This window comes from Sulfuriroseicoccus oceanibius (assembly GCF_010681825.2).
Taxonomy (GTDB): Bacteria; Verrucomicrobiota; Verrucomicrobiia; order Verrucomicrobiales; family SLCJ01; genus Sulfuriroseicoccus; species Sulfuriroseicoccus oceanibius.
The window spans coordinates 1556982-1576127 of record NZ_CP066776.1; the positions used below are offsets into that span (position 1 = coordinate 1556982).

Genomic DNA, 19146 nt, shown 5'->3' on the forward strand with positions numbered 1-19146 from the left:
CATCCAGCATGAGCCAACCTCTCGAAGAGAAACACAAGATCATTGCGTGGTTCGCCAGCAATCCGGTGGTCGCCAATATCATGATGCTGACCATCTTGATCGGTGGTCTGTACACGGCGTTCACGATCCGCAAAGAGGCCTTCCCTTCGTTTGCCGGCGAGGCGGTGACGATTGATGTGCCGTTTCTCGGAGGGACGCCGGAGGACGTCGAACGTGGCGTGGCGATCAAGATTGAAGAAGCCCTGGAAGGGGTGGACGGCATTTATCACATCCGCAGTACCTGCACCGAGTCCAGTGCCTCGATCACCGTGGAAGCGGAGGAGGGGTACAATGTGACCAAGTTGCTGGATGACGTGAAGATTCAGATCGACGCGATTCCGTCCTTCCCGGATCAGGTGGAGAATCCGGTGATCAGTGAGCGCAAGCGCCGTGAGTCGAGCATTTGGATCGAAGTGTATGGCGATGCCTCCGAGCGAGTGCTCAAGCAGACGGCCCGTGACTTGCGCGATGAGTTGTTGCGCTCGCCGGATATCAGCAAAGTCAACACGACCGGGGATCGGGCGTATGAGATTTCGATCGAGGTTTCCGAGGACAAGCTGCGCAGCTATGAAATGACCTTCCAAGAGGTGGCTGATGCGGTGCGCTCCAACTCGGTGGATTTGTCCGGTGGTGTGATCCGCAGCGGACGTGGTGAGATTTCGTTGAAGATCCGATCGCAGGCGTACAACACGCGGGACTTTGCCAATATTCCGCTGCGCACGACTGAAGATGGGACCCGGATTTACGTGCGCGACGTGGCGACGGTGCGTGATGGATTTGTCGACCAGGAAGTGATCTCGCGCTTCCAAGGCAAGCGTACCGTGACCCTCAACGTGGTATCCGACGCGACCGACGACATCATCAAAGCGACCGATGCGGCGCGCCGAGTGATGGAGGAATTCAAGGCGGCCGGACGGTTGCCTGAGGGCGTGGAGACGGTGATGTGGAACGATGCATCCAAGGTGATCCGTGCACGTCTCAATTTGTTGGCGCGCAATGGATTGATGGGTGTGGGTCTGGTGTTGGTGATGTTGATGTTTTTCCTCAACTTCCGCCTGGCGATGTGGGTGGCGCTCGGGATTCCGATTTCGTTGGCGGGGGCTGTGTTGATTTTCCCCCTGCCCGGTATCGATATCTCAATCAACGTGCTCACCAGTTTCGCCTTTATTCTGGTGCTCGGCGTGGTGGTGGACGACGCCATCGTCATCGGTGAGAGCATTTACTCGGAGAAGGAGAAACAACCCGACTGCAACCATCCGGGAGCAGACATGCGGGGGACAATCCGCGGTGTGGCCAAAGTGGTTACGCCGGCGACTTTCGGGGTGCTGACAACGATTGCCGCGTTCCTGCCACTGACGCAGGTCAGTGGATTCATGGGGCGTGTGTTTGGTCAGATTGCGATCGCGGTGATCTTCTGTCTGATCTTCTCATTGATCGAATCCAAGCTGATTCTGCCGGCGCACTTGGCGCACATCGATGTGCACAAAGAACCGGGGAACTTCATCTCGCGCCGATGGAGCCGCTTCCAGCGAGCTATCGCCAATGCGTTGTCGCGCTTTGTGGGCAATGTGTACCAGCCGGCGCTGCGTTGGATGATTCCGCATCGCTACACAGTGATCGCCACATTCATCGCTGTGTTCATTGTGGTGGTTGGCTTGTTGGCTACCAACCGTCTGCGCTTCGTCTTCTTCCCGGATATTCCGTTGGACAAAGCAACCGCGACCCTCACGCTTGAGGAGGGGTTGCCGGTTAGTTATTTGCACGAAGAGGCGGAAAAGATCGCCCAGGCGGCGTACGACACCGGCATTCATTTCGAGAAGGAAAGTGGAAGCAACCCAATGCGCCATATTCAGGTGCAGGCCACGACTAACACCCGAGCCACTGTGTCGATTGAGCTCACGCCATCGGAAGAACGTGAGATTCATACCAACTCGATTGTGAATATGTGGCGATCCAAGGTCGGTGGGATTTCCGGTGCCAAGTCGCTGACCTATGTCGGCCGCGGCGGGGCATCGAGCGGGATCGAGATCCAGCTGCAGAGTCAGGATCTGGAAGCCCTGCAGTTGGCGGCCGCCGAGGTGAAGGCGAAGTTGGCAACCTTCCCGGGGGTGAATGACATCGCCGATTCGTTCAATGCGGGACGTCCGGAGATTCGTTTTTCGATCACGCCTCTGGGTGAGGCTGCTGGCTATGACAAGCGATCGTTGGCCGCCAACGTGCGCGATGCGTTCTACGGACGCGAGGCCCAGCGGGTGCAACGGGGGCGCGACGAGGTGAAGGTGATGGTGCGTTACCCGATCGATGACCGCGAGAGCATCGACACCTTGCGTCAGATGCGCGTGCGCGGAGCCGATGGCAAAGCCGTGCCATTCTCGGTCGTGGCGGATACCGAGTTCGACACCGGGCTCGCCAAGATCGACCGATTGGATGGTCAGCGCGTGGTGACGGTCACTGCTGATGCGGATAAGACGGTGACGACTGGGGACGAGGTCTTGGCGATATTGGAGCAAGGCTACTTTGACGAGCTGTTGTCTAAGTATCCGGAGATCAGCATTCGTCTGGGCGGTGAAGCCGAAGAGCGGATGAAGTCGATGACGTCGTTGAAGTTCGGTTTCCTGATTTCGATGTTGCTGATCTACATCCTGCTGGCGATCACGTTGAAGGCTTATGTGAAGCCGTTGTTTATCATGGTGGCGATTCCATTCGGGATCATCGGCGCGCTGATCGGCCACTACATTGTCGGGATTTCCGTCGGGATTCTGTCGGTCTTCGGGATCCTGGCGCTGAGCGGGGTGGTGGTGAATGACTCGTTGGTGTTGATGCACCGCATTGACGCCATTCGTTCACGCTATGAGACGCTGGACGAAGTGATCGTAGTGGCCGGGGGCGAGCGCTTCCGCGCGATTTTGCTGACCTCGATCACGACCTTCGTCGGTTTGGCTCCGTTGTTGGCGGAGACGGAAGTTCAGGCGCAGTTCCTCAAACCAATGGCGGTTGCGCTCGGTTTCGGTGTGCTCTTTGCCACGCTGATTACCTTGGTGCTTTTGCCGATGTTGTTGCTGGTCGCCCGCGATGCGCGCGATGGGTTGCACGGATCGTGGACCCACTGGCGTGAGGTGCTCGGTGGCAAACGAAAGGCGTAGGTAGCGATTGGGCGGGGGCGTTGCCCCCCCCGTTGTGAGGTCGTGTGGATGGGATTGATTCCCAAGGTGACGTCGTGTGGACGGCGCGGTTTCCCAAGGTGAGCCTCGCCTGAGGCTCGCATCAACATTGGGCTGGTTTGCGTATCGCCTTCAGCGATGAGGGCGGGGCTGTGATGCGGGCACAAAAATGGGGAGGCCGATTTTGGTCGGACTCCCCGGTGAGGTTGGGTGAATGCCGTGGGATTACAGGTGGAACCCCCAGAGGCCGTTCTTCATCTCGTAAAGCTTGAAGCTGCGGCCTTCCTCGCCGGGCTTGGTGAACTTGGCGACCTTGCCGGTTTCGGTTGGTTGCGGGGTCTCGTCTTCTTCGATAGTCACTTCGTAACCAGCAATCATTTCAAACTGAGCGACGACTTTCTCGAGTCGCTTCGGGTCGGCGAAGCGCTTCTCGAACTTGGCGACGAATTTTGCGACTTCTTCGTCGGTCTTGGCTTTATGGATCTCGGAGTAGCGTTCGGTGATGAGCTGCTTGAAGTTGGAATTTTTGTAGTACTCTGTGATCTTGGCGAGCCCTTCTTGCGGTGTTTCGGCGAGGGAGCTGGCAAGAGCGAGAAGGGAAAGAGCGGCGATTTTGAGGAATGATTTCATGCTGTTGTGTTTGGGATGGAGGAGAAGTCTTCGGCTATTTATCGTAGAGGCGCAACATTTTGAGCGCTGCCTGATCGTTCTTGTTGGTGAAGCGGATGCGCAGTTTGTCGGTCTCGGTTGGGATCAACGTGCGGACGAACGTGTCGGGCTTGCCGATGTAGACGACCTGCCAACGGTCGTTTTGCCAGCTGTCGATTTCCACCGCCCACACCTTGTCGGCGCGGAAGTCCATCGCGCGGACGCGATGTGGCCCGTCGAGGTTGAGGGTGATGCTGTCTGTCGTGCCGACAGGTACGTGGGCGACTTCACCGGCGAGCAGTTCCTTGGTATCGGTTAGCGGTTGGCTGTTTTCATCGACGATGGTGTTGATGTCGATCAGAGCGGGTGAGCTTAGCAGTTTGACCTCGGGGACGCGGGCTTCGAATCGTTGCCAGGCCGAGGTGAAACAGAACTCGCACTCGGATCCAGCGAGCAAGGCGTGGTCCTGCGGGCTCATCCAGTCGCCTTGCGGATCGCGCACCATCAGGTCATTACCCTGGGTGGCGGCGGCGATGATCTGTCCGCTCGGCAGAGTGAACGAGATGTTCCAGCGTGCGTGGTCTTTGTTCAATGTGCCGCGGACCCAGATGCGGCGGTCATTGATCACCTTGCGCAGTTTCTCCGAATTGCCCCAGTCTTCGCCCTGATCGAAGGTAATGCGGCGTGTATAGCGCACGGGGATGTCTCCGATTTGGTAATCGAAGATCGCATCGGTCTCGACGATGCCGGCTTCTTTCGGGTCGACCGGAACCATTTGCGTGCGGGTGTGCCAGTCGTTCCAATTCACGCCCTCATTGCTGTCGAGGGTGATGGGGGTAGGAGCGGAGCGTAGGGTGGAGTCGTTGGCAAATCTGACGGATCCCTGCATAAGAGCACCCGTGGATCCGAGGGCGCTCGGGTCGAGCGAGGCGCCGGCGAATGGATGCTGGCTGGTGACCTTGATCTGATATCCGCCGCCGTCCTTGAGTTCTTCGATGTCGATGCGGTGGTCGACTCCCGTGACCATTTCGATCAGGTAGCCGCGCAGTTGGTCGTCGATGCCTTGGATTTTGGTGAGGTCCCTTGCAGTTTGCAGCGCGGATTGCTGGAGGAACTGAGTGACGTCTTCGCCGACCGACTCGCCCATGCGCAATGTCCGCAGGTGTTGGAGTCCGGCCTTCAGTGATGCAGGCGACTTTCCACCGAGTACTGCATCGGCGACACCCCAGTTGCGGGCGTAATAGCCGAGGAGCATGGCATCCGGGTGGTCGGTGGGTGGTACGTCGGCGAGTGTCTTGGCGCGGTAGTCCGGGTGTCCGGTGATGGCTAGGTTTTGTTTCTCGGCACAAAGGGCGACCAACCACCCGCCCGAGCGCAGCGCGTAGTCGAGCAAGCCCTCACCACCGGCGTACTCCAGGTTGAAGGCACTTTGGCAGAAACCGCCATTGAAGGCGCGGCGCAGCGTGAGTTTCCAGCGCATTGCGTTGAGATGGGCTCGGTAGGCTTCGAGGTCTGATGTTGCCATCGCGATGAATGCCCACTTGTTCGAGAGGGTTTCGGTGGCGTGTCCCTGGTCGGCTCCTCCTTTTGGTCCGGTGGAGTACATGCGGGTGCTGTTTTCGGTGAAGAGTCGAGGTCCCCCGTGGATGAGGCTGGCAACGAGGTACGGGCCGTGGCGTCCGGAGTAGGTGGCGCCGGACTCTGCGGGTTCGAACGAGATTTTGTTGCGGGTGCGGCCGTAAGGGATGTGACCGTCCGGGCCGAGTTCCTGGGCGCGGTAGAGCACGAGGTCGAGCAGGTCTGTATCGACGGTGACCGGGGTTTTGCTGGCGACTGCCATGGCGCAGGCGGTGTGCGAGCCTCCGGTTGAGACACCGGTGCCGCCGTAGCCCGGGTTGTGGCCGTGGCCGACGGTGTAGTCGCCGGTCATCGCCTCTGTGAGCACGGCGTCGAGCCACGACTGGATGGCGGGGAGGACACGGTCGTCGCGGTAGCGTAGCCAGTACTCCGAGAGGAAGAGGGCAACGCAGGAGTTCGGCACAGCCCAGCCATCCGGGCGGGCTTTGAAGGCGACGTAGTGGGCGGCTTTTTCGATGTTGGACTTGTAGCGCTCATCGCCGGTTGCCATCAGTCCGAGTCCGGCCCACGCGGTGTCGTAGTGGTTGCCGGTATAGCCGAGCGGGCGTTGCCACGATCCGTCTTCCTGTTGTTGGCAGGCCAGCCACTCGGCTTGTTGAGCGATGATGTTGGCGGATTTCGTGCAGGTGGCCGGCGCTTTTGGATCGAACTGCCCCATCTTCGGGATGTCGAGCACGACGTCCTTCGCCTGACTGGCCAGCTGGCTTGGAATGGTGATCTGCGGGCGGGCGAGGATTTGTGCGACCACTGTGGCCGGGGCGACCGGACGTCCGTCGGCGGTCAGGGTCCATGTGCCTTCTGGAACGATGAAGTCGATCTCGGAATGGGCGTGTGCCTTCCAGCTGGACGTGGCTTCATCGACCTCCACGCTTCCCCATCCGGCGGCGCGGTGGATGACTTCGAGTTCGTGCAGGGGGATCTTCTTGTCGCCCGAGCTGAGGTAGACATTTTCCCAGGTGAACCCGTCGCTGCCGATGCCATTGCCGCCGTCGGTGACTTGGAGGCGGATGATGAACCCACCCTGGACCTGCTCGCTGAACGAGTGGGGTGGTTTGTTGCCGTGGTGGGAGAACTTCTGCTCGGTGACCGTGCGCCATTTTCCGTCGGGAGCTACCGGGAGGCGAGCGTTGCGCAGAACCTTGAAGCGGACTTTGCCGTTGGCTTCCGCGGCGTCGAGCAGCATGCCTGCGTGGATCTCGAGGCTACGCTTGTCCTGGAAGCGGTAGGGCTGGGGCAACTTGAGGCGGCTGGCGGTGACGAATGATTTTCCTTCCATTGCCACGATCAGATCGCCTGGCTGGAGTTTTCCTTCGGCGGGGCTGCCGGGGAGCACATCTTTCACCTCGAAGCAGTTGAGGAAGATGGCGCCAGTGTTGTCTTTGACCAGGGCAGGTGCGCGGTCGCGGAATGCGGGGAATGAGTTCCACGCGGTGTCGTGCATGTACGTGCGGATGCCGATGGGTCCCCAGTTGGTGTAGTAGCCTTGGGCGACTTTCGGGTCGGTGGTGCTGAACCAGACACCGTGGATGGCGTGGGTCCAGCCTTTCGCCCACTGGCGGGCGTCCTGGCGTTCGCCTCCGTAGATGGAGTTCCAATAATCCGGGCCGAGCGTCGGACTGGCGTAGGGCTGGGGTTTGATGCGTTGAGGAGGCAACGCGACGTCGTTGAATTCGCGGGGGACTGCTTCGCCGGTCGGTACGGGTGGGGTGTCCTGGCCGCTGGTCTTTTCGCGCTGCGAGAGCAGGTACGGATCGTCGTCGCGCATGTTGAACTCCTCTTGATCGACGGCGCTTGGCAGTGGGTGCGGATGGGGTGGCTCCGATTCGTCGCCTCCGAGGGCAACCGCATTGTTGCTTGGTAGCGGGTGCGGGTGTGGTGGTTCCGACTCGTCGCCGCCGAGGGTGAGTTCCGTCGGGGCTGGTGAGGAGTCGGTTTCGACGATGGGTTTGACCAGCGGGTAGAGGAAAAAGCCGACAATGGTGGCGACGAGGCAGAGGATGAGGTTTTTCATGGCGACGTGGTGATGTCGGGTACGCGCGGCGGGCAACTGCCGAGCGGGGCAATGGTGGCAATAGAACGATAACCTGTGGAACGGAATTTGATCAACGTTTGCAATTCCATTCGTGCGCGCTTCAGCCTGGGCGCGCAATTGTGCTGAATTCGGCAGAAATACAGAGAATTGGCTGGTATGGATTCGCTGGGTTGTGGCATTGCATCACCCCCAGCGTGTGCTAGCGTTGCCGGCCTTGGTGCCACGATTGAGGCACCTCATCCTGTAGTCATTCAGATGTCTGATTCACCTAATTCTAACGCCCCTGATAATCAGCCTTCGGGTCAACCACCCAAGAAGCGCTCACCACAGCGTCCGCCGAACCGTGACGGCGAGGAACAGAAACCATCCGGTTTCAATTGGCGGGGCATCATTTTGCTCGCGTTCGCGATTCTTTTGATTGGCTTTGCGGTTTACCAGCAGGGCGAGGACCGCGACACCAAGAAACTGACGTACACCGAGTTCCTGACCGAAGTGGAGGCCGGAACGGTGGCTCTCGACAGACCGGTGGTCGCATCGTTTGAGAGCGGGGCGGCAATGCAGACGCTCAGTGGTGAGTTTGCCACGCCGCAGGAAAGTGAGAATGGTCTGCAGAAGCGCAAGTTTGCAGTAAGCCTGCCTCTTACGTTGGAGCGTGATGCGCTGCTTGAGACCCTGCGCGAGAAGTCGCCTGGCTTCCAGTTCGACTACGAGGAAGACAACAGCATGGTCGGATTGATGCTGATCAATCTGTTGCCGATCCTTTTGATTCTGCTTTTGATCGTGTTCTTCCTGCGCCAGCAGATGAAGATGGCCGGTAAGGGCGCGATGGGCTTCGGCAAGAGCCGCGCCAAGTTGCTCAACCAGGACAAGAATCGCGTGACCTTCAAGGACGTGGCTGGTGTGGACGAAGCGAAAGAAGAAGTCTGGGAGCTCGTCGAGTTCCTGCGTGATCCGCACAAGTTCCAGACCCTCGGTGGTATGTTGCCGAAGGGTGTGTTGATGGTGGGTTCGCCGGGTACCGGTAAGACCTTGCTTGCCAAGGCAATCGCGGGTGAAGCAGACGTGCCGTTCTTCAGCATCAGTGGTTCCGACTTTGTGGAGATGTTCGTGGGTGTCGGTGCATCGCGAGTGCGTGACATGTTCGAGCAGGGCAAGAAGAATGCGCCATGCTTGATTTTCATCGACGAGATCGATGCGGTCGGTCGTCACCGTGGTCACGGCATGGGCGGTGGTCATGACGAGCGCGAGCAGACACTCAACCAGTTGCTGGTGGAGATGGACGGATTCGATACCCAGGATGGTGTGATCATCATTGCAGCAACCAACCGTGCAGACGTTCTCGACCCTGCGCTCTTGCGTCCGGGCCGCTTCGACCGCCAGGTCACCGTGGACCTTCCTGATATCAAGGGCCGTGAAGAGATTCTCCGCGTGCATGCCAAGCGCGCCAAGGTTTCGGCCTCGGTGGATCTGAGCGTGATCGCCCGCGGAACTCCGGGGTATTCCGGTGCTGAGTTGGCCAACGTGATCAACGAAGCTGCATTGCTTGCCGCCCGCCGCGGACTCAAGGCGATCGGCATGGCTGAAATGGAAGAAGCCCGTGACAAAGTGCGCTGGGGTAAAGAACGCCGTAGCCTCGCGCTGAGCGACAAAGAGAAGGAAAACACAGCAGTCCACGAAGCGGGCCATGCGATCCTTCTTGAAGAACTTCAGCACACCGATCCGCTGCACAAGGTGACGATTATCCCACGTGGCCCATCGCTCGGATCGACCATGTGGTTGCCTGAAGAGGACAAGCACAACTTCCGCAAGAACGAGTTGGTGGACCAGATCTGCGTCGCCATGGGTGGCCGCGTGGCGGAAGAGATTGTCTTCGGTGACGTGACCATTGGTGCTTCTGGTGACATTCGCCAGGCGACAGGCATCGCCCGCCGCATGGTGTGTGAGTGGGGCATGAGCGACAAGCTTGGCATGGTCGAGTACGGCAGCGATTCGGAGCCTGTGTTTGTGGCTCGCGACATGGGCCGCGGATCGAGCTACAGCGCGGCAACCGCCAAGATTATCGATGACGAGGTGAAGCTCCTGATCGACACGGCTTACCAGCGCGCTACCGACATTTTGACTGCCAAGCGTGCGGAACTCGATGCAATTGCCAAGGCGTTGCTCGAATACGAAACTCTCGATGCCAAGCACATTCGCCAGATCATGGAGACCGGTGTGCTGAGCGACCCGCCAAAGCCGGTGACGCCGCCTGCGGTGCCGAACTCGCCAAGCAAGCCGTCCGGACCAGACAAAGGGGATGGCGATGACGAGGACGAGGATGGTATTGCACCGCCGGACCTCGCTGGCGCTCCTGCGTAAGGGGGAGGTTTTAAACAAACAACGGCCGCGGATCGTGATTGATCCGCGGCCGTTTTGTTTCCAAGTGTCGAGGGTGGGAGCCTCAGGCGCTGAGCAGGTTCTTGAGCTCGTCGAGTGCGGGGACACGTCCGCTGACGGCGAGCTTGCCATCGATGACGAGCGCGGGTGTGACCATGACCCCGTAGTCGGCGAACTTGAGGAAGTCGGTGACTTTTTCCAATTCGTAGTTGATGCCGAGCTCGTCGGCGGCTTGGCGGGTGAGGTCTGCGAGGGTGTTGCACTTGGTGCAGCCGGATCCGAGGATGTGGAGTTTCTTCATGTGGGTGTGTGGTTAGAGAATCGGCGCGGCGAGGCAGCCTGCCAGTGTGCTGAAGGCGACGACCAGTGCGACGTAGGTGAGGGTTTTGGTGGTGCCGATGACGCTGCGGATGACGAGCATATTGGGAAGGCTCAAGGCTGGGCCGGCGAGGAGCAGGGCAAGCGCCGCCCCCGGGCTCATGCCTGCGCTTTGCAGTCCTTCTACGATGGGGATCTCCGTCAGGGTGGCAAAGTACATCAACGAACCGGCTAGAGCGGCGCCGAGGATGGGGAGTGTGCCGTCGCCTCCTACAAGCGAGGCGACCCACTCCGATGGAATCCATCCCTCGCTTTCCGGTGTGCCCAAAAGAAGCCCAGCAATGAACACGCCGCCGAGCAGAAGTGGCGTGACTTGCTTGGTGAACGACCACGTTTGACGCCACCAGTCTCCGAGTTGGTCGGGTTGTCCCGCTGTGATCCACACCAAGGCTCCCAGAGCGCAGGAGAACGCAATCAGTGGCTGGTCGGGCGCTGCAACTGCAGCAGCGATGACCACTGCGGCGGAGATGCCGAGGCGTGCTTTGGATGCTCCGAACCAGGCGGCTAATGTGAGAGCGAGTCCGGCTCCACAAGTCGCTACGCCCCACCATTTGATGCTGAAGATGGAGGCGAAGAATGGGTGGTCGGAAGGTGCCCAGTTGGCGAGGATGAGCAACAACACCAGGAGTGCGATGAGTGTGGCGGAGTGATGCGTCGGTCTGGTGTCGTCGGTGGGGGGGAGTTGTGCCTGTGTGGCACTCCGATCGGATTCGCTCTTGCGGAAGAGCGTCGCCATCAGCGAGCCAATGACGATGCTGAAGATAACGGCGGCGATTCCTCGAGCGAGTCCGAGTTCCACGCCGAGCACTTTGGTGCTCATCACGATGGCCAGTACGCTGATGGCGGGGCCGGCGTAGAGGAAGGTGGTGGCTGGGCCGAGCCCTGCGCCCATCCGGTGGATTCCGGCAAAGAGCGGAAGCACTGTGCAGGAACAGACTGCGAGGATGGTGCCGGAGATCGATGCCACTCCGTAGGCGGCTGTCCGCTTGGCTTTGGCTCCGAGATACTTCATCACCGAACCTTGGTTGATCAGCGACGCAATGGCTCCGGCGATGAAGAACGCTGGCAGGAGGCAGAACACGACGTGCTCCCTTGCGTACCACTTGGTGAGGTTGAGTGCGCCGGTGATGCCCTGTTGGAACCTGGCGGAGTCTACGGGCATCCACCAGATGGCAAGGAAGACGAGGGTGAGAGTCGTGGCTTTCTTCCACTCGATGCGTTGGTTGCCCATGGTTAGGATCAGGTGAGGTTAGGCGCAGCAGGGTGTCGAGCTTTGGTGGTCGGGCTCTGTGTGTTCGATGCACTCGGCAAAGCTGAGTACGCACGGGTAGCTGAGATGGTAGAAAACTTGTTGGCCGCGGCGTTCGTCGCGTAAGACCCCGGCAACACGTAGCACGGCGAGATGACGCGATGCGGTAGGTGGCGTGCATCCCGCGATGGTGGCGAGTTGGGTGGCAGGGAGCGGGCCGTCGGCCAGAGCGTGGACCATTGCCATGCGGCCAGGGTGGGCGAGCGCTTTGAAGACACTCGCCTGACGTGCGATCAGCGCGGGGCACGGACGTGAGGAGGAGCTCATGGGATGAACTTTTCGTCATTTCGCTAAATCCTCAAACGTCTAGGCCGGTTTGTGCCGGATTGCTGGAATCTGCGGTTGTACCAGAAGGGGGCTGGAAACGAATAAACCCGGAGTAAGGACCTCATTAGGTGCTTACTCCGGGTTTACTGGGGAGTCGTCAGATTAGCAGGCTGCAGCGGCGCAGCTTACAGACCTGGCTTGGTCGAGGCACTCGGTGAACCCGAGCACGCAGGTGTAACTTAGTTCGTAAACGGTTTGCGGGCCGTGAACGTCCGCGCTAATGACCCCGGCGTTGCGGAGGATCCGCAAGTGGCGCGAGGTGAGGGTGGGCGAGCAGTCGATGGTGCGGGCGAGGCTGTAGGACGGCTGGGGGCCGTTGGCCAGAGCGTGCACGATGGCGAGTCTGCTCGGATCGGATAGCGCATGGAACACAACCCCGTATCTCGCCAGTTGGCTGGCATTTGGAGTGTTAGGTGAACTCATGAGGAGGCGAAAGTGCCGCCGATCGTTCTCAATTCAATGCATTGGGGTGGATTGTGCGGATTTCCTATTGGTGGTGTTTCTGAATAATCCAAATGGATCCCGTTCTCACGGTGGTTTCGAGAAGTTGGTGGGGTTTGTGTTGTGCGGATTTGCGAAATGGAAGGAGTGGGGGCTAAGGTTGCCGTGGTGCAATTCCGGTCCGGCGTGCGTAGAGCTTTGCCTGGAGGTCGGCGAGTGCTTGTTGATCCCCGTTTAATCGCTGCGCGGTGGCGACGTGGTGCGGGGATTGGGCGCTGAGTAACAGGAGCATCAGCGTGATCGACCCGAGCGTGCTCAAGGGGACTCCGATGTCGCCGGAGGAAAGGGCGGCCGGGATCCCTAGAGCAAAGAGCAAGGTCAGGCCGGAGAGAAAAGTAAAGCGCAGCCAGTCGACCCCGCCTCTGGGCATTTGAACCGAGATGCGGTCGGCACAGGTTCGGTTGCGCAGAGCGAGTAGGGTCACTGTGGCCATGAGTCCGGCGAGGATCAGGTAGGCTACCGTGTATTCGACGATCGGGATGGCGATGGAGTCCGCCCACGGCGGGTAGTCGCCCCGTTTATAACGACGGAACAGATAAACGTAATTGGAAGGAATCAGCACGAGCTCTAAAGCGATTGAAAACCCGACCAGTCGGATCTTGCGGTGCTCTGGATTGGCGCGTCGATGCCAGTGCAAGAACCCAGCGAGGAGTGGGATCGATAGGCCGGTGGCGATCAGGCTCAGGCCGGTATCCGTCAGCCTTTTGTGCGGTGTCTCAATGCGGCGCAGCCAGTGGTACCAGGCGGTGCTGTCATTGTGTGTGGCTGCGATGAGACCGTCCCATGAGTCCGGCGACTCATAGGGCGGGAGCTGGTGGCCTCGATACCACGAGAGCGCACCAGCGAGGATGAGGAGTGCGGAGATGCAGGTGATGATGGCGGTGGACGGCTTCATCGACATCTCCACAGGTCTTACTTTTTGAAGAAACTGCCGAGGATCGAGCCCATGCCGCCGAGGGAATCCGGGCCGATGTCCTCGCCATTGAGTGCTTTGTCGACGAGGCCCTGAAGGTTTTCGGGGACGCGTTCCTTGGCGAAGCCTGCGATGGTTTCGATAATCTGACGCGCGGTGTCTTCGTCGAGGTTGAATTTCTCTTGAAGGAGTTGGACGAGCTGGTTCATGGGGTGGTGGTTTCGGTTAGAGCGGGCATGGTGGGCTCATGGCCTGGTGCGTTGGTAGTCACCGTGAGGTTGGCGCTGAGGTTGTGCACAAAGAAACAAATGAACGCAATCGCGGTGACGAGAGCGAACCCAGCGAGCGATCCTAGGAGAACGATAAACGAGCGCATGAGCTTGAGCGTGACTTGCGATGTACTATGCCTGACGTTCGATTTTGATCAATGCCGCATAGTGGCCGTCGACGTCATCGATGTGAGGGAGCGTCTGGTGGTCTTCGACAAAGGTAAGCTTGAGTTCGGGGTGGGAACTAGTGAGTTCATCGATCACGCGGTGGACGCAATGGGCGTTCTCGGCAGGGTCGATGCTGCAAGTGGAGTAAACGCAGCGGCCGCCGTCGGGGATGCGGGTGAGGATGTTGGCCAGGATGCGGCGTTGGGTCGATGTGATCGGCCCTGGGTTGAGCGTGGTTTTGCGGTAGCGGGCGTCGATGCGGCGGCGCAGGACGCCGGTGTTCGAGCACGGGGCGTCGATGAGTACTGCGGCTGGGACGTCGAGCGTGGCGTCGAGGTCAGTCCAGTCGGTAGTCGCTGTGGAGGCGCAGGTGATGCCGAGGCGTTGGCAGTTCTCCTCGATGCGTTCGATGCGATCGGGATCACTATCAGTCGCGGTGATGTTGCCTTGGTTATTGATTGCTAGAGCGGTGAGGAAGGTTTTGCCTCCAGGCGCTGCGCATGCGTCGAGTACCTGTTCGCCCGGCTGGGGTGCGAGGGTGCGCACGGCGACGCTGGCTGCTGGGTCCTGAGCGTAGATCCACCCTTGTTCGAACCAATCGGCGGGGATGGATTGCTTGGGGTCTGCCACTTGATAGTAATCCTCCCAGTCCTCCACCGGGCTGATGGCGATGCCGCTGGCCTCGATTCGCTGGCGGGCGTCCGGCTTGAGCTCGTTGATGCGGAATGTGGTAGGTGCTGGTTCGTTGATGACCTCGCACAGCGCGATGGTGGCGTCTTCTCCGTACGCTTCGACCCAACGGTTGAAGAGCTTGTCCGGAATCGAGTAGCGGACAGGGGCGGGCGCTTCCTCCAGCTTGGCGGTGATCTCGGATTTCTCCCGCTGCACCCTGCGCATGATGGCGTTGACGAAGCCACGTTGGTGTTTGGAGACGAGGCTGACGGTTTCGCTCACCGCGGCGTGGGCCGGGATGCGGGTGAATAGAAGTTGCTCCACACCGAGGCGCAGCGCCCAGAGTGAAGTGGGGGCTACCGAGTCGATGCCATTGCGCAGCATGGGAGTGAGCACGAAGTCGAGCGTGCGCAGGTGTTGGAGTGTGCCCATGACCAGGCGCGTGGCGAGGCGTTGGTCGTCATCGCGCAGGTTTTTGGCGTGTTGGGCGATGAGCTTTTCCGCCCAGCGTTTATCCGGATCCCAGTCACAAAGGATCTGGTGGGCTGCGGAGCGGGCGTTTTGGCGGTGGGATGGGCGCGATGGCATCGGGTGTGGCGGTGGGTGGAAAGTGGAAACCACCGGCAGTGGGGACCGCCGGTGGTTTGGTAATGGGCATGGAGCCCGAAATGAGATGTGACTTGGGGTTAGTCTGCTGCGGAGTTTGGATCCAGGTTCACAGGGATGTTGAACTGAGGGAACTCCTTTAAGGTCATGGTGAAGAGCACTCCGTAGTCATCGACGCCGCCGTTGTCCCGGATCACCGCGCCGAGCGACGCGGTCCAGCTCGTCAGGTCGCGGTGGATCGAGTACTGCTGGGTGTCCAGAGTGGATGTGTCGAGCTCCCAACGCTGACGCACCGAGAAGCCCCAGTTGTCGTAAAGACGCTGGAAGTAGTCGAAGGTGAGTTGGTTGGAGTCGCTGAGGAATGGATGCGAATCGAGGAAGCGGTGACCGAGTGAGATCTCCGCATTCGGTGTTGGCATGTAGACCACGCGTGAGTTGACCTCGGTGAACGAATCGTCTCCGCCGAAAACCGGGAACTGTGAGTCGAGGCGGAACTGGAGCCATGGAAGTGGGCGCCAACCGATGTCCTGATAGAGGTTGGAGAAGTTGCGATCGAGTTCTGGATCGTTGAAGAATGTGTCGAAGTAGGTGTTGAAGTAGAGCCACTCGTACGAGCCGTTGTTACGGTGTGTGAGCAAGCGGTTGTACATACCGACACGCATGATGTTCCAGCTGGTGAGGCTGTCGATCGCGGTGAACTGGGATGGGTCCAGTGGGCGTGGGCGGGTGGATGCCACCAGGCGGTCGATGCCGGTGAAGTCTTCGCCCATGTCATCACCTTCGATGAAGCTGTAGCGGAGGTATGGCTGGATGACGTGGCGGATGCCGTCGATACCGAGGGCATCGCTCTTGACGTCGTCGAAGTCGCGGCTGGCCTTGAAGGAAGAATCGAATCCGAAGTGGCCGAGGACGCGGTCGCCACCGGCGGTTGGGCCGGTGATGCTGCTGTAGTTGGTGTAACGTGCGCCGACACGTGGCACGATGCTGAGGAATTCAAATGCTTTGAATGGGCGGCTCAGCTGGTGGTAGGTGTCGAATCGGTTGTATCCGATGGTGTCGACGAGGTTGGTTTCGCGAGCACCAGTACCGTCGGCGGGGGATTCTTCGATGAAGCCGTAGGTGGTCGAGCCTTCGTAGTTGGCGATGCCGTTGAAGACCGGGCGACGGATCATGTCGTAGGCACCTTCGTAGCGTTCGTCGGTTTGGAAGAAGTCGTTGATATCGAAACGAGCAAGCACCGATGCTTCCGAGTGGGTGTAGCGTTTTACCAGCGCGACGTTGTTATCCGGCTGTGGGTCGACGCGGAACTCGGTAGGGAAGAAGTCTTCGTAGAAGTAGCCGTCGCTCAACTTGTTGATATCAAAGTTGAGGTAGAACGAGTCGTCGCGTGGCTCGAATGTACGCTTTTTCGATTCCGATGGGGAACCCGCATCGGTGAGTTCGATCGATTCCTCGTATCCGCTGAAGTAGACGCGGTGCTGGAGATTGATGCGGTATCGGTTGTTATCCGGCACGTCGTCGATCTTGACGCGGTCACGGCTGGTACGCGATGTCTCAGGCGAGCTGTCGTATGCGTAGTAAAGCTGGAGGCCTTTGAGGTTCGGGTTTTCGCGCTGGGTCAGGCTCTTGAAGTCGACGCCACCGGCGAGTCCGCGCTCCGAGCGCAGGTCGAGGTGGAAGACACCGAGGATGTTTTGATCTTCGCCGAGGAGTGTTCCGTAACGGTTGAGCAAATACCCGCCCCACGAGCTATCCCAGCCTGGAGCGAACGAGTAACCGAGCTCGTCTTCGAGTGGCTGCGAAAGGTATGGGAGCCACATCACCGGGCGACCTTTGGCGTAGAAGGTCACGTCTTTGAACACGACGCGGTCATCTGGATAGATGTCGAGCTCGTCCGCGAGGATGTGCCAGTTCGGGTTGGCGTTATCGTGCGTGGTGAGGAGGGTCTTGTTGGTGTCGATGACATCGACGCTATCGTTCTCGCCGAGCTCCGTGTTGATGGTTTCTGACTGGAAATAGAGTTCCTTGCCCTGGGCGACGACCGAGCTGCGCAGATTGCCCGATGTGATGCTTTCGGTCTGGATGTTGTAGACCGCGGAATCTCCTGAATAGAGGATGCCGTCGCGGAAAATGTTTACGTTACCCTCGGCGGTAATTTCCCCTGTCTTTTGGTTGAACTCCGCGCTGTCGGCGAGAATGCGAGCGCCCTCGTATTTGATATCTACCTTTTCCTTGTAGCGGAAAATGCCTTTCTCCAAGTCGACATCGGCACCACCCACGCTGTCCACTTGGACTTTGGAGGTGAGCTTTGAAAGTTGATCGAGTGCGTTCTCCTGGGCGTAGGACTGGAGCGTCGCGGCGGAAACAGTGAGGGAAAGAAGAAGGGCGTTGGCTGCCTTCATAACGTGATGAGGGGTGCGAATTGCAGGATGGGAAAGAATCGTGATGGGAATCGCGGGCAACATTGCCCCGTAATCGCCTCTCGGTGCAAGGAAATCCTTGGCGGTGATTGCGTGGCGCGTCAAAGCGGAATTTGCTCCGCGTGAATCCGGTGGGCGGGAATGGTTAAGCTAACGGAGAGCGGCATGCTCCTTTACGCCCCGGGTGGAGGAAGGCGTCCAGGAATTGAAGCGCTTCCGGTGCGGCAGTCGTACGGTAGATCTTTTCGATCATTTTAACCGATGCTCCTTCGCGAACGACGAGGCGATAGGCGTCTTTGATCGCCTTGCGGACTTCTGGAGTGAACCCGGCGCGGCGCAGGCCCACTGAGTTGAGGCCAGCCAGTTGGTTGAGTCCGCTGGCAATGGTGAATGGAGGGACGTCCTGACTCATCGATGCCAAGCCTTGAGCCATCGAGTAGTCGCCAATCTTGAGGAACTGATGGAAGACGCTGCCACCTCCGAGGAAGACGTGGTTGCCCACTTCGATGTGGCCTGCGAGCAGTACCGCGTTAGCGAAAATATTGTGGTCACCGATAGTCACGTCGTGAGCGACGTGTGCTGCGGCCATGAGGAAGTTGTGGTTCCCTAGAGTCGTCCACCCGCCTTCGGCTGTGCTGCGGTGTATGGTAACTTGTTCGCGCAGCGTGTTGTGGTGTCCGATGCGGACGCCGCTCACGGTGGCTGGATCAAACGAGAGGTCCTGCGGGAGTCCGCCGATCAGCGCGTGGTGGCCGATGGTGCAGTGGTTGCCAATGGTCGTGGTGCCTTCGATGCAGGCGTAGGGCTCAACCTTGCACTCCTTGCCCAGTGTGATGTCTCCGCGGAGAATTGCGTAGGGGCCGATCTCCACGGAATCTTCTCCGTGGGTGAATTTGACATTGCCTTCGATGATGGCGGTTGGGTGGATCATGGCAGAGCGCGGTGCTGTGGGTGGTTGAGTCGGCGGCATCATAGCTGACCATTCTCGCGAAACGAGAAATATCCTGGCCGATGATTAGATCGTGTACCGATGATCACGTGATCGATCAATTTGATTTTCATCAACTCTGCCGCTTCCTGGATTCTTTTGGTGAGTTGGATGTCTGCGCTTGATGGGGATGGATCGCCGGATGGGTGGTTGTGAACAAGGATCATGCCGTAGGCGGCGGCGAGGATCGCGGGCCGCAGAACATCGCGGGGATGGGCGATCGATTCGTTGACAGAGCCCCGGGAGATTTCTTCGGCCCGGATCAGCTGGTGGCGTGTGTCGGTGAGAAGTACGCGCAGGTGTTCGTGGTTCAGTGAGCGCATCTCGTGGCCTAGCAGAGCTTCGACCAACATGGGGGAGTTGAGTGGTTTGTTGGTGCTGCGTTCTGCAGCGAAACGTTGGCCTAGCTCGAATGCGGCTGCGAGTTCGCAGGCTTTCGCTTTGCCAATACCTCGTACCGAGGTGAGCTCGTCGATCGATGCGCGTGCCATGTGGTTGAGTGTGGGGAATCGCTCGATCAGCGCGTTGCCCAGATCCACTGCGGAATACCCTACACCGCCGACTCGAAAGAATAGCGCCAGCAATTCAGCGGTGCTGAGAGACTTGGCGCCCAATCTCAACATGCGTTCTCGGGGGCGTTCGGACTCGGGAAGTTCTTGGATGCGTGCCACGGTGTTTGTCTTGTGTTAGGTGCTTATGTT

15 protein-coding genes are annotated in these 19146 nt (G+C 59.3%); 2 read left to right on the forward strand and 13 right to left on the reverse strand.

The genetic code is table 11. The features are described from left to right. Positions 1-8: 8 nt before the first annotated feature. Positions 9-3182, forward strand: coding sequence for an efflux RND transporter permease subunit (locus tag G3M56_RS06200; RefSeq protein ID WP_164362911.1), 3174 nt, complete (start codon positions 9-11; stop codon positions 3180-3182). Positions 3183-3425: 243 nt separating this feature from the next. Here the strand turns inward: G3M56_RS06200 and G3M56_RS06205 are convergent, their stop codons facing one another. Both G3M56_RS06205 and G3M56_RS06210 read right to left on the reverse strand, forming a co-directional pair. Then, positions 3426-3830: a hypothetical protein gene (locus G3M56_RS06205; RefSeq protein WP_164362912.1), complete on the reverse strand. Its 405-nt coding sequence runs from the start codon at positions 3828-3830 to the stop codon at positions 3426-3428. A 34-nt stretch (positions 3831-3864) separates the two neighbouring features. Next, positions 3865-7497 (reverse strand): DUF6288 domain-containing protein, encoded by a 3633-nt coding sequence (locus G3M56_RS06210; protein WP_164362914.1) that lies wholly within the window; start codon positions 7495-7497, stop codon positions 3865-3867. A gap of 276 nt (positions 7498-7773) precedes the next feature. Between G3M56_RS06210 and ftsH the strand changes: the two genes are divergently transcribed. Next, positions 7774-9876: an ATP-dependent zinc metalloprotease FtsH gene (gene ftsH, locus G3M56_RS06215; protein ID WP_164362916.1), complete on the forward strand. Its 2103-nt coding sequence runs from the start codon at positions 7774-7776 to the stop codon at positions 9874-9876. An 82-nt stretch (positions 9877-9958) separates the two neighbouring features. Here the strand turns inward: ftsH and G3M56_RS06220 are convergent, their stop codons facing one another. The 11 genes from G3M56_RS06220 to radC all read right to left on the reverse strand — a co-directional run bounded on the left by G3M56_RS06220 (position 9959) and on the right by radC (position 19116). Further along, positions 9959-10195: a thioredoxin family protein gene (locus tag G3M56_RS06220; protein WP_164362918.1), complete on the reverse strand. Its 237-nt coding sequence runs from the start codon at positions 10193-10195 to the stop codon at positions 9959-9961. Positions 10196-10207: 12 nt separating this feature from the next. Beyond that, entirely contained in the window at positions 10208-11503 is a 1296-nt protein-coding gene (locus G3M56_RS06225) for a permease (RefSeq protein WP_164362920.1), read from the reverse strand. Between the two features lie 18 nt (positions 11504-11521). Continuing rightward, on the reverse strand, positions 11522-11848 hold the full coding sequence (locus G3M56_RS06230) for an ArsR/SmtB family transcription factor (RefSeq protein WP_164362922.1): 327 nt from the start codon (positions 11846-11848) through the stop codon (positions 11522-11524). Between the two features lie 162 nt (positions 11849-12010). Beyond that, positions 12011-12331 carry an ArsR/SmtB family transcription factor gene (locus G3M56_RS06235; protein ID WP_164362925.1) on the reverse strand — a complete coding sequence of 107 codons (321 nt, stop codon included), beginning with the start codon at positions 12329-12331 and terminating at the stop codon, positions 12011-12013. A gap of 172 nt (positions 12332-12503) precedes the next feature. Then, positions 12504-13304: a hypothetical protein gene (locus tag G3M56_RS06240; protein ID WP_164362927.1), complete on the reverse strand. Its 801-nt coding sequence runs from the start codon at positions 13302-13304 to the stop codon at positions 12504-12506. A gap of 17 nt (positions 13305-13321) precedes the next feature. Further along, on the reverse strand, positions 13322-13531 hold the full coding sequence (locus G3M56_RS06245) for a hypothetical protein (protein WP_164362930.1): 210 nt from the start codon (positions 13529-13531) through the stop codon (positions 13322-13324). Beyond that, positions 13528-13698 (reverse strand): hypothetical protein, encoded by a 171-nt coding sequence (locus G3M56_RS06250; protein WP_164362932.1) that lies wholly within the window; start codon positions 13696-13698, stop codon positions 13528-13530. Before G3M56_RS06250 ends, G3M56_RS06245 begins: the two co-directional genes overlap by 4 nt. 25 nt (positions 13699-13723) lie before the next feature. Further along, positions 13724-15019, reverse strand: coding sequence for a transcription antitermination factor NusB (locus G3M56_RS06255; protein ID WP_164362933.1), 1296 nt, complete (start codon positions 15017-15019; stop codon positions 13724-13726). 98 nt (positions 15020-15117) lie between these two features. Then, the gene (locus tag G3M56_RS06260; RefSeq protein WP_164362935.1) at positions 15118-17439 is read right to left on the reverse strand and encodes an LPS-assembly protein LptD; all 2322 of its coding nucleotides are present in this window, start codon (positions 17437-17439) and stop codon (positions 15118-15120) included. Positions 17440-17602: 163 nt separating this feature from the next. Then, positions 17603-18388, reverse strand: a complete 786-nt coding sequence (lpxA, locus tag G3M56_RS06265; RefSeq protein ID WP_164362937.1) for an acyl-ACP--UDP-N-acetylglucosamine O-acyltransferase — start codon at positions 18386-18388, stop codon at positions 17603-17605. A 38-nt stretch (positions 18389-18426) separates the two neighbouring features. After that, positions 18427-19116: a RadC family protein gene (radC, locus tag G3M56_RS06270; RefSeq protein WP_268840020.1), complete on the reverse strand. Its 690-nt coding sequence runs from the start codon at positions 19114-19116 to the stop codon at positions 18427-18429. Positions 19117-19146: the final 30 nt, after the last annotated feature.

Excerpts from the sequence above, each read along its gene's own strand:
- G3M56_RS06200 (WP_164362911.1), top strand. The coding sequence starts at position 9 with ATGAGCCAACCTCTCGAAGAGAAACACAAGATCATTGCGTGGTTCGCC.
- G3M56_RS06205 (WP_164362912.1), bottom strand. The coding sequence starts at position 3,830 with ATGAAATCATTCCTCAAAATCGCCGCTCTTTCCCTTCTCGCTCTTGCC.
- G3M56_RS06210 (WP_164362914.1), bottom strand. The coding sequence starts at position 7,497 with ATGAAAAACCTCATCCTCTGCCTCGTCGCCACCATTGTCGGCTTTTTC.
- ftsH (WP_164362916.1), top strand. The coding sequence starts at position 7,774 with ATGTCTGATTCACCTAATTCTAACGCCCCTGATAATCAGCCTTCGGGT.
- G3M56_RS06220 (WP_164362918.1), bottom strand. The coding sequence starts at position 10,195 with ATGAAGAAACTCCACATCCTCGGATCCGGCTGCACCAAGTGCAACACC.
- G3M56_RS06225 (WP_164362920.1), bottom strand. The coding sequence starts at position 11,503 with ATGGGCAACCAACGCATCGAGTGGAAGAAAGCCACGACTCTCACCCTC.
- G3M56_RS06230 (WP_164362922.1), bottom strand. The coding sequence starts at position 11,848 with ATGAGCTCCTCCTCACGTCCGTGCCCCGCGCTGATCGCACGTCAGGCG.
- G3M56_RS06235 (WP_164362925.1), bottom strand. The coding sequence starts at position 12,331 with ATGAGTTCACCTAACACTCCAAATGCCAGCCAACTGGCGAGATACGGG.
- G3M56_RS06240 (WP_164362927.1), bottom strand. The coding sequence starts at position 13,304 with ATGAAGCCGTCCACCGCCATCATCACCTGCATCTCCGCACTCCTCATC.
- G3M56_RS06245 (WP_164362930.1), bottom strand. The coding sequence starts at position 13,531 with ATGAACCAGCTCGTCCAACTCCTTCAAGAGAAATTCAACCTCGACGAA.
- G3M56_RS06250 (WP_164362932.1), bottom strand. The coding sequence starts at position 13,698 with ATGCGCTCGTTTATCGTTCTCCTAGGATCGCTCGCTGGGTTCGCTCTC.
- G3M56_RS06255 (WP_164362933.1), bottom strand. The coding sequence starts at position 15,019 with ATGCCATCGCGCCCATCCCACCGCCAAAACGCCCGCTCCGCAGCCCAC.
- G3M56_RS06260 (WP_164362935.1), bottom strand. The coding sequence starts at position 17,439 with ATGAAGGCAGCCAACGCCCTTCTTCTTTCCCTCACTGTTTCCGCCGCG.
- lpxA (WP_164362937.1), bottom strand. The coding sequence starts at position 18,388 with ATGATCCACCCAACCGCCATCATCGAAGGCAATGTCAAATTCACCCAC.